Raw genomic sequence first — 16,060 nt, 5'->3', positions numbered from 1 at the left:
GGGCAGTGTCCTAGGCCTCTAGACGAACGGGACAGAGGCGTTGTTGACGCCTCATCTAGAGGGGTTTCGGTGGGGCGTCAAGCAGGAAGTGTCACTTTTTTTTAAATCAGCTCTTTTTGGCCATAGAGCACTTGCAAACAGTATTCTTACTCTTTCGCTTTGACCTCTTTCAGGGAAGAATCCAGGCAGGGAGGCAAGGAAGGCAGATGGCGTGGCAGAACATTTTGCGGAACAGCGGAGCATGGGTGTGCGCGGTTGTCGCGCTCAGTAACACTCCACTGCGCGTGTCTGCGCAGGAAAGTGGTGTTCTATATACCGTGCAGAATATACCTATTGCCGCGTGCCATATCACGGCTGGGCGGGCGGTTTGGTGTGGGGTTCCCTTTACCGGGCACGCAGTTCTGCAAGAGCAAGGCTTCTATCGCTCCTGCCTTGTTACAGCCGGGCGCGTCTCATTTTGCCAAGGGCCGTATACTGGTGCGGCCATTACGCGGGAAGCACGTGGGCTGTACCAAAAATGCGCTATAACTCTTGGAGAAGTTCGGTTTTGCTCAGGGCCGTTCACGGGGCAGGCCGTTATACACGGTGCGGCCTTTGATGCTCCCTGAACGCGCCTAGAGCGTGGGCAGGGATAACCCTGCCCAGTGTTGACTTGGTCTTACTTGCTGTCAGCCAGGCCGCGGGACGCCAGCATAGGCTGGATATCCGGGTCCTGACCATAAAAAGCGCGGAACATCGGCGCATAGTCCTGTGTATGGCCCTGAGACAGGATCATATCACGGAAACGCTGACCATTCTTGCTTGTCAGGCCACCATTTTTCTCAAACCAGGCAAAGGTGTCGTCGTCGAGCATTTCTGTCCAAAGATAGGCGTAGTATCCAGCTGAATAGCCGTTTGCCCAAATATGCAGGAAATAGCTTGAGCGGTAGCGTGGCGGCACGTTTTCCGTATCCAGACCCATTTTGCCCAATGCGGATTTTTCAAATTCATCCACATTTTGCTTGGGGGCAGACGCGGCAAGGCTGTGCCAGTCCATATCCAGCTCTGCTGCGGCTACAACTTCACCCAGCTTGTAACCCTGGTTGAATTTTGCAGCCTTTTTCAACTGCGCCACAAGGTTTGCAGGCATGGAGGCGTTGGTTTTGTAATGGCGGGCGTAATGGGCCAGCACAGTTGCATCCAGCGCCCAGTGTTCGTTGAACTGAGAGGGGAATTCAACAAAGTCCCGTGCAACGCTTGTGCCGGAAACAATCGGGTAGGTCTGGTTGGCAAACAGGCCGTGCAAAGCGTGGCCAAATTCATGGAACATTGTTGTCACGTCATCAAACGTGACCAGAGCAGGTTCACCTGCAGCTGGTTTGGCAAAGTTGCCAACGTTATAAACAACTGGCTTGGTGCCCAGCAGTTTGGACTGGCCAACAAAGTTGGACATCCAGGCACCACCGTTTTTGTTGTCCCGCTGGAAGTAGTCAAAATAGATCAGCCCAAGGGTTGAGCCGTCCTTATCAAACACTTCAAACGTCATGACATCCGGGTTGTAGGTCGGAATATCAGTGCGGCGCTTGAAGCTGATGCCATACAGCTTGTTGGCGGCAAAGAATACGCCATCCTGCAAGACGCGGTTCAGCTCAAAGTAAGGTTTGACCTGGCTTTCATCAAAATTGAACTTTTCCTTACGCAGTTTGTCTGCGTAGTAGGTCCAGTCCCACGGTTTGAGCGGGAAGCTGCTCTTGCCGTCTTTTTTGGCTTCACGTTCAATCAGATTTTGCAGATCAGCCACTTCACGCTTCTGCTCGGCGGCAAGGGCGGGTACCAGCTTGGCAATAAAGCTATGGACCTGCTCAGGTGTTTTTGCCATCTGGTCAGACAGAACATAGCTGGCATAGTTGGGGTACCCAAACAAAGCCGCTTTCTGCGCACGCAGCTGAGCCAGTGTGGCAATGGTGTCGCGCGTGTCGTTCTCACCACCTTTTTCAGAGCGGGTCCAGCTTTCTTCAAACAGAGCCTGCCGTGTTTCACGCTCGGTCAGGCTGGAGAGGGCTGGCTGCTGCGTGGTGTTTTGCAGGGGCAGAACCCATTTGCCGTCCAGCTTGCGGTCTTTGGCGGCATTGAGCGCGTTGGTCAGTTCAGCCGTGTCCAGACCAGCCAGCTTGTCTTTGCTGTCAACAACCAGAGCGGCAGCCTTCGTGCCAGCCAGAAGTTTCTGCTGGAACAGTGTTTCCAGTTTGGAAATGCGGCCGTTCAGGTCACGCAGTTTGGCTTTATCGCTATCAGAAAGCTGAGCGCCGGAATTCACAAAAGCCAGATAGTAAACATCCAGAACCTGTTTCTGCTCAGCCGTCAGGCCCAGCCCGTCCTGCCGTGCATGCAAAAACTGTACACGCGCAAACAGTTTGGGGTTCATGTAAATGCTGTCTGAGTGTGCAGACAGTTTAGGGCCAACAATTTCCTGCACCTTATCAAGGGTCGGGTTGGTGTTGGCGGAATACACACCGTTAAAGGTTTCTGCCACGCGGTCCAGCAGGCGGCCGGAGCGTTCAAGGGCTGAAATGGTGTTCTCAAATGTTGCGGCTTCAGGGTTTTCCGCAATGTGTTTTACTTCGGCGTCCTGCTCGGCCATGCCCTGCTCAAACGCGGGCTGGTAGTCGCCGTCCTTTATCAGGTCAAAGCGCGGTGCGTGGTAGGGCAGGGTGCTTTCTGTGGCAAATGGGTTGGATGCCGGAAGGCCTGCGGCATGGGCTGCGGTGCCCCAGCCTGCAAGGCAGGTGGCGGCTGTCACGGCATACAGCCAGGAACGGTGGGTCATCGTGTCAACTCCTCAGTGGCCCCGTATTCCTGCGGGCAGGCTTACGTTCCGGACAAAACCGGACGGGCGCGGGTGTTTCCCGGTTATGGGGCAGATTTGAGGCTGTCAAGAAAATGCTCATTTTTAGGGCGATACGCCCCGCACGGTGGGTGAGGAGAGAGCGCAGCCTTCTGCTCCTGCTGTGTCAGGGGCGGCTTCCGTTACATAATTGCCACGCTTTTCCTCGGGTGGCGGCGTTGTCACGGTGCAAAGAGGGGAGAGACTCTGGGCAATTTACTGCACAGCACTCTCTCAAAACTCCGCAAATATACCGATACGAGCCCGCAACAATAAGGTGGCTGGCACAAAAACAAGGCACATGATTACGAAAGTGGCATGTATCAGACCTGTTACAGCATATCCGGTGTGACGAAAATGCAGCACTCCCCGTCTAAAGGCTGTATGCCTGAAGTTTAGGCATCGACAACACCCCGAGTGATTCCGTAAGCGAAACTGACAGAACGTATTCATAAATCTTTCACAGTTTCCGGGGGCCTTACCTTAAAATGTCTCAGACAGACCGCCTCAAACAGCGTATGCCGCTTTCATTTAAGCTGCTCTACGCGCTGCCGGTTTTTGCCGCTGGTGTGCCTGCCATTGCTGATGCTGCAACAGCTGCCAGCACCTCAGCCAGCCATGCTCATGCTACACCAGCAAAAGCTGCTGCCAAAAAGCACACAGGCCGTGTCGTAACACGCCCTGCAACGGTTGCCCCAGCCGTTGCCGCTCCGGTTGCAGCAACACCCGTGTCCAACACCGTAGCAAACCGCACAATCCGTCAGGCCCGTGCGGCCCAGACGGCTGAAGGCGGTACGGAAGCTGTGACAGTCACAGGCTCTTTCCTACGTCAGGGTCGTAACACCAGCCCCAACCCTGTCCAGATCATCAGCGCAAAAGACATTCAGCAGACGGGCGTTACCAACGTAGGTGACTTCCTGCAGCGTATGCCCTCCATCGGTTCCAGCGGCCGTGGCAATGCGGACACCAACGGTGGTGCTGGTATTTCCTGCACAGACATCCGTAACCTTGGTAGCTCACGCGCACTGGTGTTGATTGATGGTAAGCGTCTGACCCAGAGCGGTGACAGCACCAGTTCCTGCGTTGACATGAACACCATTCCGGTCATGGCCATCCAGTCCATCGAAATTCTGAAAGATGGTGGGTCTGAACTGTATGGTGCGGATGCCGTATCTGGCGTTATCAACATTAAACTGCGCCACAACATCAACACTGGTGGCATCAACATGCGTGGTAACATCACGCAGCGTGGCGACAACCGCACAGGCCTGATTTCTGCTTACAAAGGCTGGAATTTTGACCATGATCGTGGCAACATCACCCTGACCGGCCAGTATGATACTCAGGGCGGCGTGATGATGAAGGACCGTGCTTGGTCCCGTGTTGCACAGGCCACAAATGGTATGAACCCAAGCTATGGGTCCATCATTTCTACCAGTGGTACATTTTTCGGTTCTGAAAATACTTATAACAGTAACAATAACGGGGGCCTTGTTCCGTACGCGGCAGCAAACCGTTATAACTACAACAAAGACACATCGCTGCTGAATAACACGCAGAATGCAAGCCTGATGGGCGATGCCCATTATGACTTCAGCAAGCATTTCACGCTGTATTCAAACGTCATGTACAGCCACAAAACATCCTGGACGCAGATGGCTCCCATGCCAGCAACCGGTAGCGTTGCGCCGTCCACCCTTCCAAGTGCTATTCTGATCCCAACGGATTACCCGGGTAACACCAGCGGTGAAGAACTCCAAATGTATCGCCGTATGGGTGAGTTTGGTAACCGTAAATCCGAAACTGCAATTGACAGCTTGACCGCAAAAGTCGGTGCGAGCGGTGAAATTGTTGCTGGTTGGATGTATGACGCATCCTTCACATACGGTTCTACCATGGCCAGCTTCCAGACATCTGGCGTGGGTGACTATAGCAAGTTGCTGCGTGAGTGGGGGCTGAGCGCGGTTACGCCCGGTGACTCTGGGTCTGCCCTTTACTATAACCCAACCTCTTGCTTGGGTTACACGGGTTGCGTGCAGTCTAGCGTTCTGAGCCCTCTTTCTGGTGATGCGGCTGAATACGCAAACTACACCGAGCACGATAACTCTCACTACATGATGCGTGACTTCAACGCACGTATCCACAACGACCACGTTGTGCACATGCCTTACAAAGGCGGGGGGGATCTGGGTATTGCTCTTGGTATGGAACATCGTGGCGAGCAGCTGAGCTACCGTCCGGACCCACTGATTGCGCAGGGTGGCTCTCTTACCAACACCGTACTGCCAACCAGCGGTGGTTTCGATGTGTCTGAAGCGTATCTGGAAGGTAACCTGACGCTGCTGCACAACGTGCCATTTGCCAAAAACCTATCTATTGACGGTCAGGGTCGCTTCTCCAGCTACAACACCTTTGGCAACACCTATAACTGGAAAGCCGGTATCAACTGGGCACCCACGCGTGATGTTGCTTTCCGTGGCACACTGGGTACATCCTACCGTCAGCCAAGTGTGTCTGAAATGTATGGTGGCACTCTGATGAGCTATGTCGGCGCCAGTGATCCGTGCGACATGAGCCAAGTTACTACCTACGGTGCACGTCAGGCGACAGTGGTAGCTAACTGCATGAAGCAGGGCATCAACGCCAATACATTCCAGGCCAGCGGTTCCGGCCAGGTGCCAACCCTCATTGGCGGCAGCTCCAAATTGCGCCCTGAAATTGGCCGCACCTACACATTCGGTGCAACCTTTACACCGCACTGGGTCCGTGGTCTGTCCACCAGTGCGTCCTTCTGGCACTATCGCGTGTCTGACACCATCAGTTCTCTGTCTACACAGTATGTGCTTGATGGCTGCTACACCGGCTCCAGCCCTGGTATGTGTCAGAATGTAACACGTCTTGCCAACGGTCAGATCAACACCGTTTCTGCACTCAACGCAAACCTCGGCAGCCTGACCACCAGCGGCGTGGACTGGGATCTGAGCTACCGCTTCCGTGTTACGGATGAAGACTGGTTCCAGGTGGAAAACAACTTCCAGCGTCTGGTGAGCTACAAGCAGCAGATGGTTCCAGGTGGCCCGCACTACAACTATCTGGGTTCCATCACTTATAAGTCTCAGGGTACGTCCAACCCAACTGTGCGTGACTATGCAACCCTTACTTGGCACCACAACAACTTCAGCATGACCTACATGATGCAGTACATGAGCGGCATGCACTGGAACGATGGCACCAACCGTATCTACAAATCTGATGGATATGGCCGTGACAAAACTCCAGCCATGATCCTTCAGGACCTGACGTTCAACTACAACCTGAAGCGTTGGAACTTCCAGTTCGAAGTTCAGAACCTGATGGACAAGACACCTCCGTTCCTGGTCAACACGTCCAGCAACAGTAACGACTCCACCTATGGTGGCTGGTATGCAGGCCGTACCTTCCTGCTGCAGGCAGGCATGACCTTCTAATACAAAAAGCTCCGGCCCATTTCTGGTGCCGGAGCTTTTTTCATTGGGGGTGTGCCCCCGGTGCAAAGCCCTTTCTCTGGAAAGGGCTTTTTTTATGCGCTCACAGAACTTTTCGTAGCGTGATGCTGCGTTTATCGCTTGTCTCCAGCACCAGTGTCGTGCCCTCCGTGCGCCAGTGGCTTACGGCCCGTTTGAGCGTATTAAACTGGCTGGACACTGCACCATTTGGGCCAAGGCACGCCATCAAGGTGCTCATGCCGCCCTGCTGGCTGCTCTTGACCTTACCGTCCGGCCCAAATTCCAGACCGCCAACATAACGGTTGCAGCCATCGGACCCAGAAGCCTTGCCCGAGGCATTAATATCAAGCGTAGGGGCCATACCCGTTGGCTTGGCAGCGGGAGTGGTAACGTCCGTCGTGCGGTCCATGCCGTTTGGTGGGCGGTTGCCATCAGGCAGGGTCTTGCCGTTTAGCGCTGTGACAATCCAGCTTGTGTTGTTCAGGCTGGTCAGGGCAGCGGCGTCTCCCCCACAGCCGGTTACCGTGCGACCTTGGGTTGTTACGCTAACGGTTTCTGTAAAGCGCTGGCCGCTCATGCGGTCAGTACAGGCTTTGGGGGTAATATCCACCGTCATATCCTGTGCCTTATACTGGCGCGCACCGGTTGAGGCCTGCGCAGGGGTTATTGTACGCACCACCTTGGCCGCCCCCATGGGTTCAAACGTCAGTACGGACCCTGCCAGTGTCAAATGCCAGGACGGCTCCGTACCGGATGCCTGATACACGGCAGCACTTGTTTGCGTGGCGGCGGCTGCCGGGGTGGTGTCCTGATGCTCGGAGGGCGAGCAGGCCGCCAGCAGGCCAGGCAGGCACAACGCTGCCAGAGTGGGTGTCAGGCGGCGGCTCCCGCTGCGGGGTGTTGCGTCGGAAAGGCCTGAAGAAAGCCGGAAACGTTGCATGGTCTTCTGTCTGCTCCTGTCATGGCCGAGCGCGTGCGGGCTGTGCTGCTCCGGTCATTTTTATGGGGTCATGTCCTGTACCCGCACTATGGTAACGCCGTGCGCCTGCAATCGTTCGGCAACCTGTGCAGGCGGGGTTTTAACGCTGGCGCAGGCATCCTCCACAACGTAGGTTGTAAAACCAAGGCGCGCGGCATCCTGTGCGGTGTCCGCCACACAAACATCATAGGCAAGCCCGCATACCCACACCCGCTTTATGCTGCGTGTGTGTAAATAGCCTTCCAGCCCTGTGGGGTTCTGGCCGTTATTGTCTGTAAAGGCCGAGTAACTATCAACAGGTTGCATCATGCCTTTCCGCATAATGGCCGCTAAGCCATTTGTGCGTAAAAGGGCTGAAAGCTCGGCCCCCTCCGTGCCCTGCACACAATGGTCCGGCCAAGGGCCATTCTGTGCAGTGAAGGAGCAATGGTCCGCCGGGTGCCAGTCCTGTGTTGCTACACGCACGCCAAAGGGCAGGTTCGTTAAGGTGTTGACGGCTGGCAGAATAGTATCGCCTCCCGGTACGGCCAAAGCGCCAGAGGGCGGCAGAAAGTCGTTCTGCACATCAACAATAATCAATGCATCCTGTGGGCCTATCCGCATGGCCGGTCTCCGCTGTCATAAACAAAGTGGGAGCAGCCTACCGGCCCACTTCCGTTGCGGGAAGAGTAGTGGCGGCAGAAGGGGCCGGGACTGGCGGCAACGCCTGCAACCATGCCACAGCCAGCGGCAGCGGGTCTGTCTGGTTGGTGGTCAGCACATCGGGTTGCAGCGGGCCTGTGTACGTTTTGTGTGTGCGGTCCTGTTCGTAAGACGCGGCTACCATTAACAGGCTGCCATCCATCAGCCGGAAGGTACGGTTGGCGGTAGTCTGGCCGTGGGTGGGTGTCCCGAAAAACCGGGTGGCGGCGCGGCCCTTCAGGGCAATAGCTGTTGCTTCCGCTGCGCTGGCTGTGCGCGCATCCTGCAACACGGCAACGGGCAGGGCCGTCCAGTCCGGTAGGATGGTGCCGGGTGCATACAGGTCAGGCTTGGTGTGCCACGGCGTAGGGGGTGAGCCATTAGCTTTACTGAAATAGCCCAACGGCCCCACCCCCAAGAACGGTTGCAACGCTGTCAGCATGGGCCACATGGTGCCGCCCGTATTGCCGCGCAGATCAATTACCCACGCATGCACGGTGGGGAGGGCCGTCATGGCGGCCAGCGCATTGTGCACATAATGGGTCATGGTCTCGGTATTTCCGGTCATTAGACCCGGCAGGGTCAGCACCCCAATGCCCGGTGCCACCATACGGGCCTGTGGCAGGGCTACAGCCTTTTGTGTCATGGTCTGTTGCAGGATCGGGGGCATCAGAAAACTGTGCCCATCTTCTAAAGACCGAAGAAGCAAGTGTATGGCTCTATGCACCTGATGACGGTTGCCCTGTGCCGCAAGCGCCATCAGCTTTGGCTCCTGCGTGGCCCACTCAATGCGCCCAGCCTGTAGCGCATGCTGGCGGATGAGCGTTATGGCCTGCGCCATCAGTTTCTGGTTAGCGGCATGGTCCTCAGCACTCATGGCAGTATGTCCACGCCAGAGCGGAGAGTGCAGGGTGGCATAGATACCGCCGCCCCCCACCAGTGCAGCCCCCAAGCACATGGCCACCAGCGTATGTTTCTTCGGCATTGATCGTGGCTGCTCCCCCGGCCTGTCCGCCATGCCCCGGCAAAGATGGCCTCTGTGCTACAGAAATGATACTATGCAGCCCATCGCCAGATGGCGGATAACTCTGAACGAAAAAACGGTTTTTTCAAAGCGTATGATTGTACAAGGCTATAACTTTTTCTGCGATATGCCTGATGACACCCGTTACCTGCGCGCAGCCAAGCCTGATGAACGGTTTATTGAAGAAAACATGATCTTCATTTTACCGGACCGGTTCAGAAAGTTCCGTAAAAACCTGTGGCATGTGCGTAAAAATGCAGGGCCTACGCATATTTATATGCCGCTCTTCCGGGTGCAGACCGTTCTGGCCAGTGAGCCCCTGCCGCAGGGCTATGACGGCCCGCTGGATGTTTTCCCATTTTATACCCACACCTCCCGTCGGCGTAGCCGCTCGCTGGATTATTACCTGCTTTTTCTCTTCAAGGACAAAACATCCTTTGTAAAATGCCAGCAGCTTCTGCCCGTGCTGGCATAAGGGCATACAGCCGCGTATTGCGCTGTGCCAACGGCTCTGCTACTGCACGGGTCATGCATCAAGAGTCAGGGCATTGCCTGACACCAACCTGCTCCCGGCAAGGTGGTACCTTTACTTATCAGGTAAGGGGATGTGGCCCAGACCGGCAATAACGGGTTTCGCCACAGTACCAGCCTTGTTGTTCTGGACCCTATTGTGAGAAAGCCCGCCACCATGACCCAACAGTTCGCCAGTGATAATTATGCAGGCACCTGCCCGGAAGCCTGGGCGGCCATGCAGCAGGCTAACGCAGGGTCCGTCGCTGCGTATGGTGAGGACGAATGGACAACCCGCGCCGCCAACGCCTTCCGCACCCTGTTCGGGACAGATTGCGAGGTCTTTTTCGCGTTTAACGGTACCGCTGCCAATTCATTAGCTCTGGCAGCCTTGTGCCAGTCCTATAACAGCGTCATCTGCTCCTCCTGTGCCCATGTGGAGACGGATGAATGCGGTGCACCAGAGTTTTTTTCCAACGGCTCCAAACTTCTTGCCGCCCGGAACAACAGCGCCAAACTGACTCCGGATGTCATTCACGCACTGGCCACATGCCGGGGGGACATCCATTACCCCAAGCCACGCGCCGTCACCATTACCCAGCCTACCGAAACGGGTGAACTATACACACTGGCGGAAATTCAGGCCATTTCCACCACATGCCGCAGCCTTGGCCTGCGCCTGCATATGGATGGTGCCCGTTTTGCCAATGCCTGCGCGGCCCTTGGCTGTAGCCCTGCTGACATGACGTGGAAGGCCGGGGTGGATGTGCTGTGTTTTGGCGGTACCAAAAACGGCATGGCGGTAGGGGAGGCCATAGTGTTTTTTGATAAAACACTGGCGGAAGGGTTTGACTACCGGTGCAAACAGGCCGGGCAACTGGCTTCCAAAATGCGCTTTCTCTCCGCACCGTGGGTCGGCATGCTGGAAAGTGGGGCGTGGCTGAAAAATGCCGCTCATGCCAATGGCTGTGCCCGGCAACTGGAACGCGCCATTGCGCAGGTGCCCGGTATTACCCTCATGTTTCCCGTTCAGGCCAACGCGGTTTTTGTGCAGGGGCCGGAGGGCTTTCTTGACCGCCTGCGCGCCAAGGGCTGGCGGTTCTACACCTTCATAGGGGGCGGCGCACGCTTCATGTTCGCCTGGGATGCCCAGCCAGAGCAGGTTGATGCTTTGGCAGCAGACATTCGTGCGGCCTGTGCATGATCCTCTCTCACTTTGAGGCCTTTGAGCAGTTCTCCCGTTCCGCTCTGCCACGGCTGGATGTCGCGGCAACGGGGGTATTTGCCATATCCGGTGCCTTGCAGGCCGCAAAAGCCCGCCAGAATATTGTAACTTTTTGCTTTTTTGCGGCTGTTACCGGGGTGGGCGGTGGCACGGTGCGCGACCTGTTGATCGGTGCGCCCGTGTTCTGGATGCACGCCACAATGCCTCTGGCCGTCTGTCTGGTGGCTGCCCTGTTTGTCTGGTTTATGCCAGCCCGCTCCTGGCCCCACCACGCCATAGACTGGTTTGATGGCATGGGTCTTGCCGCGTACAGTGTGTATGGGGCCGCCAAGGCGCAGGCTTACGGTATTCCGTTGTTGCCCTGCGCCGTTATGGGGGTGGTAACAGCCTGCATGGGCGGTATCTTCCGCGATGTTCTGGCTAATGTGCCGTCCATTGTCATCCGGCCAGAACTTTATGTGACCCCAGCCGCCCTGTCCGCAGGCAGTTATGTGTTGCTCACGGCCTGCGGCATGGGGCTGGTGCCCGCTACAACCCTTGCGTTTGCAGCAGGCTTCATGCTCCGTGGTGCCGCCATCCGGCATGGCCTCAACCTGCCACCTTACCGGCGGTAGGATGCAAAAGGTGCTGGAACCAGCACCAGTTTGCTCACATCGTGCGTTGCAGTTGGTAGTGTGCCGGGGGCAGAGCCTCCGCTAAGGCAGCCTGAACTGGCTGTGCGGTGTAATGCCGGGCAATCATGCTGCGGCCTTCCTGCACGGCAAGGTGGTGCAGGTCCTCGCGCTCATGCAACTCAACAATCCGGTCCGCCACGCTTTGGGCATCATAGCCAATCAGGCGCTCCAAAGTGGAAGGGAGCATGAGCCCTTCTGCTGCAATCGCGGTCATGACGCAGGGGAGACCCGCCGCAAAACTTTCCAGCACTTTGCCTTTAATGCCAGCACCAAAGCGCAGGGGGGCCACACTCAGGCGGGCGGTATCGTACAGGCTGGTCAGGTCTGGCACATGACCAACCACCCGCAGGCGGTCCTGCGCAAGGGCAAACAAGCTTTCCGGCATGGCAGCACCAGCCAGCGTACACACAATATGCGGGGCCTTCTGCCAAACGCGCGGCATGACCTCCGTTGCCAGCCAGCGTGCGGCGTCATGGTTGGGGGCATGGGTATAATTCCCGACAAACACAATACCGGAACGTTTTGCAAAACTGGGCAGCAGGCCTGTAGCGGGCTCAAAAGCCCATGGCACAACATGCACGGTAGTACGGGGGGCATGGCGCGCTATGAGGGCGGCTTCCTCCGTTGAGTGGGTCAGCACGGCATCCCCCTGCTGCATGGCGGCATATTCTGCCGTCTGCACACGTTTTGCCTGCGCCAGAAGTTCGGGCCGGGCGTGTATCTGCGCCTGCCGTGCCAGCCGCACATGGTGCAGGTCCGCTACGCTATACAGCACCCTGCTGCGGGGCATGTATTGCCGTACGAGCGGACTATAACGCGTGGCGGTTGTTACGCGGTGTAGATACACAACATCAAAGCACCCAGCCTGACGGCGCAGCACGTCCTCAACCGAGGCATAGAAGGGTGCCCCAAGCACATCAATGCCTGCCAATGCTGCCTTGTCTGGCTGTACGGCCATCTGGTCCGCCGCAACAAAGCTCACATCATAGCCAAGGGCCATGCAGGCCCGCATGTGGGACAGAATGGCGCAGGACCCGGCATCGCGGTTTATATCCGGGGTCTGCGTGTCAATAAACAGGGCGCGCTTGCGGGGGGCAGGCAGAGGGGCTGCTTGCCCACGGCGTTGGCGCGCCTTGGCGGTCTGGCGGGCCTCGGCCCCCGTCTGGCTCTCGGCTTTGGCTTTTTTCAGGCGCTCCACCTGCGCCATCAGGAAGAGCAGAACGTCCTCCTGCTGGGGCTGGCCCTGTGCAGCACTGACAGCCTGCGCCAGCGTTTTTTCCAAAGTGGCATCAAACGCTGTGGCGGGTGCCAGTACGTGTGGTTCGCCAAGCAAAGCCCCATCTTCTTCCCGGCGCACTTCAATCACATGCCGGGTCATGGGGGAAAGTATGCCGGGCAGCAGAACCGTAAAACCACACTGCATTGTAGGGCATGCGCCGGATTGCTGTACGTCTGGCCGTTGGGCGTTGGCCACAAGGTTGGCAATAAGGTGTCCGTTATCCAGCACCTGCAAGGCAACGGGGGTGTCTGGCGTGTCCGGACTATAGGCCCAGCCAGAAATCCGGTCGTGGCTTACGCAATCTACAAACCCAGTCAGCGGGGTGCGTGGCGGCGTTACGGCAATGGCGCGTAAAACGGGTTGTTCGGCCAGATCCAGCACCCATGGGCTGTGCCCCAGCGGGGTGGCGTCTGTCACCCGTTGCACTTCAATCACATGCCGCTCCTGCATGCTCAGCCCGGCAGGCACATCAAAACTGAACCCGCAGGCCCGGCCCACGTCCGGGCGGGCAGCATCAGCCACCACCTCACCCAGTACCACCCCTTTGTTGAGAATACGCAGGGTAACAGGGTTCGGGTTTGTAGGGTCATACGCCCAGCCGCTTATGGTGGTGCGGCTTACGGTATCAATAAACCCTTCAAGTGGTGTTGTGGCTGTGGGGGCATCCCCTGCTATAATCCGTTGGCGGATCTGCTCCAGCAGGCGGCCTTCCTCCAGGCGGGGGGCGCAATAGCGTGCGGGGGTGCTGGCGGCGTTGGGGTACAGCACGGCATAGTCTGCCGCATTATGGAACATGCCGCGGGACTGGTCGTCCACAAATGTTTCAGAGGCAGCGCCATTGGCAAAAATAATATCGTGGCTGTCCAGTTCAATATGGAAATACGCCACTTCATCCATGGCTTCAGCCTGCACAATGGAGGTTCCGTTCACCAACTGTACGGCTGGTACCAGAACATCGTTCAGATACATGGCATGGAGCGGGGAGACGGAAAGATCCTGCTCTGGCAGGCCCTGCCCCAAAGCCCCGGCCCGAATAACAACCGGCAGCACATCCTTGTTGCCAGCGGCAAACTGGCCGGAATAAGCCCGGCGGCCTATCCATTTAATAGGGCGCAGGCCGTTATGTAGCGTTGCAACCTTATCCCCAATGGCCAGTGTTTCAACCGGGCGCTGGCCTGTTGCCGTGCTTATCAGCGTACCCCGGCAATAACAGGGCGTACCGTCTTCTACAACGTACTCCCCATCTTCCTCATCGCCCCATACGGCAAGCTGGTACTCCTTGCCAGCACCATTGATGTGCAGCGTGGAGGTTGCCGTGCCGGTCCAGTCAGTAAAGACAAGGTTGTCACCTTGTATGGAGGGGGAGCCATATTCGGGGAGCAGGATAGCCCCCACATCAATACTCACATTGGTTAAGGTTCCGTTGCCAAAAGCCAGAGTGGAGCCGGATGTAATTTCCGTATTACTCAGGCTGCCGCTTTGCGTCACTGTCACGGTCGCGCCACTCAGCACGAGTGTGTCCACCTGCGCGCCATCGGCTATGAAAATAGACGTGTTTTGTAGGTTTTCACGGCTGGCATGGGCGGAGTTGGTTAACGAAACACTGCCTGCATTTATGAAGGTATCATCAGCGGTTTTTGCCTGTGGCCCACCCAGCGTCAATGTTGCGCCGTCCTCATACACATTATTATGCAAGTTCGTTGCGCACACAACATTGGTATAGGTTTCAACTGAGGTATTGGAACCGTAGAAATGGTTGTAAGCCAGTGTTGTACTGCTATCTGCCAACCCGATTTTGGTATTGGTGACAGTATTGCTGGTGAAGGCGGCGCTTTGCAGGTTGCTGCCTATCTCGCTTTCAAGAAAGAAAGTTGAATTGTTTGAAATAACACAATTGCTAATAACCGCATTTGCAAAACTATTATAACCACATTGTTCAATGGTTGTATTAGCAATTACGCTGTTCAGGACATTCAGTTGCTGCGCATGCGAGATAACGCCGCCCCGTATCTGCGCGGTATCAGTAAGCTGCAGGCTGCCAGAAATGACTGTTCCAGAGCCCAGAAAGGCCTGCACAGAGGATGTCAGCGTGACCCCGGAGAGTATAGCGCCGCTCTCTGTCTGAATCTGAACAGCAGGGCTCCACGTGTTGCTGCTCAAGCTGCGGCCTGTTACCCCGCCGCTCAAAACTCCACCGGAGCCAATGTTCAGAAAAACGTTACCGCCGTAGCCGTTGCTGACTGTGTTGGAAAGAGTGCCGAGAGTGCCATAATCTTCAATAGTGATCTGCCCCGTCAGGCCAGTATTTGCCTCAATATTTTCTACGCGGCCACCAGAGGTAACAAGCAAATCCAGAAAACCGTCTCCTCCTGATGGCAGATTGGAAAAGACAAGCCGGTATGCGCTTGTCCCCGCAGAGACAACATTGTTATCGTCATCTGTCAGCAGGTAGCCAGGGGTGGCACTTGTGTCTGCGCCCAGCACAGCGCCTGGTTTCGTAAATAGAAAACCGCCGCTGTCCAGGTGAATATGTGAAGCGGATGCCCCGCTTTCCACCAGCAGCACACCCCCGTTCTGCACAGTGATGTCAGACGCCACGGTCGTGTTGTGGGTCAACATGACAATACCGCCAGAGGCTATGGTACCGCCTGCCAATGTTGCACTTTCACCTGCATAAACCTGACCGCCGGTTTCAACACTCACCTGCGTGCCGGAGGCTGCGCCACTTTGGGGGGTGGGGTTGCCTTCGTCATTCCCCAGCCAAAGTGAACCGCCATTTTGCACAATACTATTGCTGGCAAAGCCACCGCCGCTTACCCAAAGCGTCCCGTCCTCACCCACAACGGCGCTCAGACTATGGCCATTGGCATAGACATCCTGCTCGCCATCATTAATTTGCGTCCCGATGCTGCTGCCATACACAGCTTCGGTTGGGGTGGATGTTGTCTCATCGTCAACCTGAGCCCACGCACTGGTGGGGTCTATCTGGGTGCTCGTAGCCACGCCGCCTGCCTGCACAACAAGCGTCTGGTTCACTCCCACCACCAGACCAGACACATTCTGGCCGCTGGAGACGGTAACGGTGGACGCTGAAGTGGTCATGGCTACTCACAAATATGCTATAGATAAGATGACATTTTTGTAGGGTTTGTGGTCTGGTCTGGCAATCAACTAAAAATTGCAGCGTCTTTATTTCGGAAACTCAGGCTAATTTCCGATGTCTTTCATAGAAAAATCAAATAAAATAGAGATATATACTTATAAATCGTCTAGATTAACCCCTATGGTGGGCTAAGAATCTAGTCAGTCGCCTACCCGTCTGAGCCAAAGTGCGCGGCCG

Annotated in this window: 10 protein-coding genes and 1 riboswitch; of the genes, 5 read left to right on the top strand and 5 right to left on the bottom strand. The window is 56.3% G+C overall.

Annotation, left to right across the window (positions count from 1 at the left end):
• Positions 1-206 precede the first annotated feature (206 nt).
• Positions 207-608 (top strand): hypothetical protein, encoded by a 402-nt coding sequence (locus tag Abci_RS12270; protein ID WP_244877674.1) that lies wholly within the window; start codon positions 207-209, stop codon positions 606-608.
• Positions 609-658: 50 nt separating this feature from the next.
• On the opposite strand, the gene Abci_RS12265 is transcribed toward Abci_RS12270, so the two are convergent.
• Positions 659-2,806: a M3 family metallopeptidase gene (locus Abci_RS12265; RefSeq protein ID WP_048839458.1), complete on the bottom strand. Its 2,148-nt coding sequence runs from the start codon at positions 2,804-2,806 to the stop codon at positions 659-661.
• 545 nt (positions 2,807-3,351) lie between these two features.
• On the opposite strand from Abci_RS12265, the gene Abci_RS12260 reads away from it, so the two are divergent.
• Positions 3,352-6,330: a TonB-dependent receptor domain-containing protein gene (locus Abci_RS12260; protein WP_244877673.1), complete on the top strand. Its 2,979-nt coding sequence runs from the start codon at positions 3,352-3,354 to the stop codon at positions 6,328-6,330.
• 100 nt (positions 6,331-6,430) lie between these two features.
• Here Abci_RS12260 and Abci_RS12255 read toward each other — a convergent pair whose 3' ends face one another.
• Genes Abci_RS12255 through Abci_RS12245 form a run of 3 tightly spaced genes read right to left on the bottom strand, consistent with a single transcriptional unit; the run spans position 6,431 to position 8,993 of the window.
• Entirely contained in the window at positions 6,431-7,288 is an 858-nt protein-coding gene (locus tag Abci_RS12255) for an META domain-containing protein (RefSeq protein ID WP_048839457.1), read from the bottom strand.
• A gap of 60 nt (positions 7,289-7,348) precedes the next feature.
• Positions 7,349-7,930, bottom strand: coding sequence for a nicotinamidase (locus tag Abci_RS12250; protein WP_048839456.1), 582 nt, complete (start codon positions 7,928-7,930; stop codon positions 7,349-7,351).
• A 37-nt stretch (positions 7,931-7,967) separates the two neighbouring features.
• Positions 7,968-8,993: a S41 family peptidase gene (locus Abci_RS12245; protein WP_048839455.1), complete on the bottom strand. Its 1,026-nt coding sequence runs from the start codon at positions 8,991-8,993 to the stop codon at positions 7,968-7,970.
• A 133-nt stretch (positions 8,994-9,126) separates the two neighbouring features.
• Between Abci_RS12245 and Abci_RS12240 the strand changes: the two genes are divergently transcribed.
• The 3 genes from Abci_RS12240 to Abci_RS12230 all read left to right on the top strand — a co-directional run bounded on the left by Abci_RS12240 (position 9,127) and on the right by Abci_RS12230 (position 11,381).
• A complete protein-coding gene (locus Abci_RS12240) occupies positions 9,127-9,507 on the top strand; it encodes a hypothetical protein (protein WP_048839471.1) in 381 nt (126 codons plus the stop codon).
• A 50-nt stretch (positions 9,508-9,557) separates the two neighbouring features.
• Positions 9,558-9,670: riboswitch (SAM-I-IV-variant riboswitch) on the top strand.
• Between the two features lie 50 nt (positions 9,671-9,720).
• Positions 9,721-10,746 (top strand): threonine aldolase family protein, encoded by a 1,026-nt coding sequence (locus Abci_RS12235; protein WP_048839470.1) that lies wholly within the window; start codon positions 9,721-9,723, stop codon positions 10,744-10,746.
• Positions 10,743-11,381, top strand: coding sequence for a trimeric intracellular cation channel family protein (locus tag Abci_RS12230; RefSeq protein WP_048839454.1), 639 nt, complete (start codon positions 10,743-10,745; stop codon positions 11,379-11,381). The genes Abci_RS12235 and Abci_RS12230 overlap by 4 nt, the downstream gene beginning before the upstream one ends.
• Before the next feature lie 34 nt (positions 11,382-11,415).
• On the opposite strand, the gene Abci_RS12225 is transcribed toward Abci_RS12230, so the two are convergent.
• Complete coding sequence (locus Abci_RS12225) at positions 11,416-15,822, bottom strand: Hint domain-containing protein (RefSeq protein WP_052944835.1); 4,407 nt, start codon at positions 15,820-15,822, stop codon at positions 11,416-11,418.
• Positions 15,823-16,060: the final 238 nt, after the last annotated feature.

It is taken from the genome of Acetobacter cibinongensis (assembly GCF_000963925.1).
In the GTDB taxonomy this organism is placed as follows: Bacteria; Pseudomonadota; Alphaproteobacteria; order Acetobacterales; family Acetobacteraceae; genus Acetobacter; species Acetobacter cibinongensis.
This window is presented reverse-complemented; position numbering and strand designations above follow the sequence as displayed.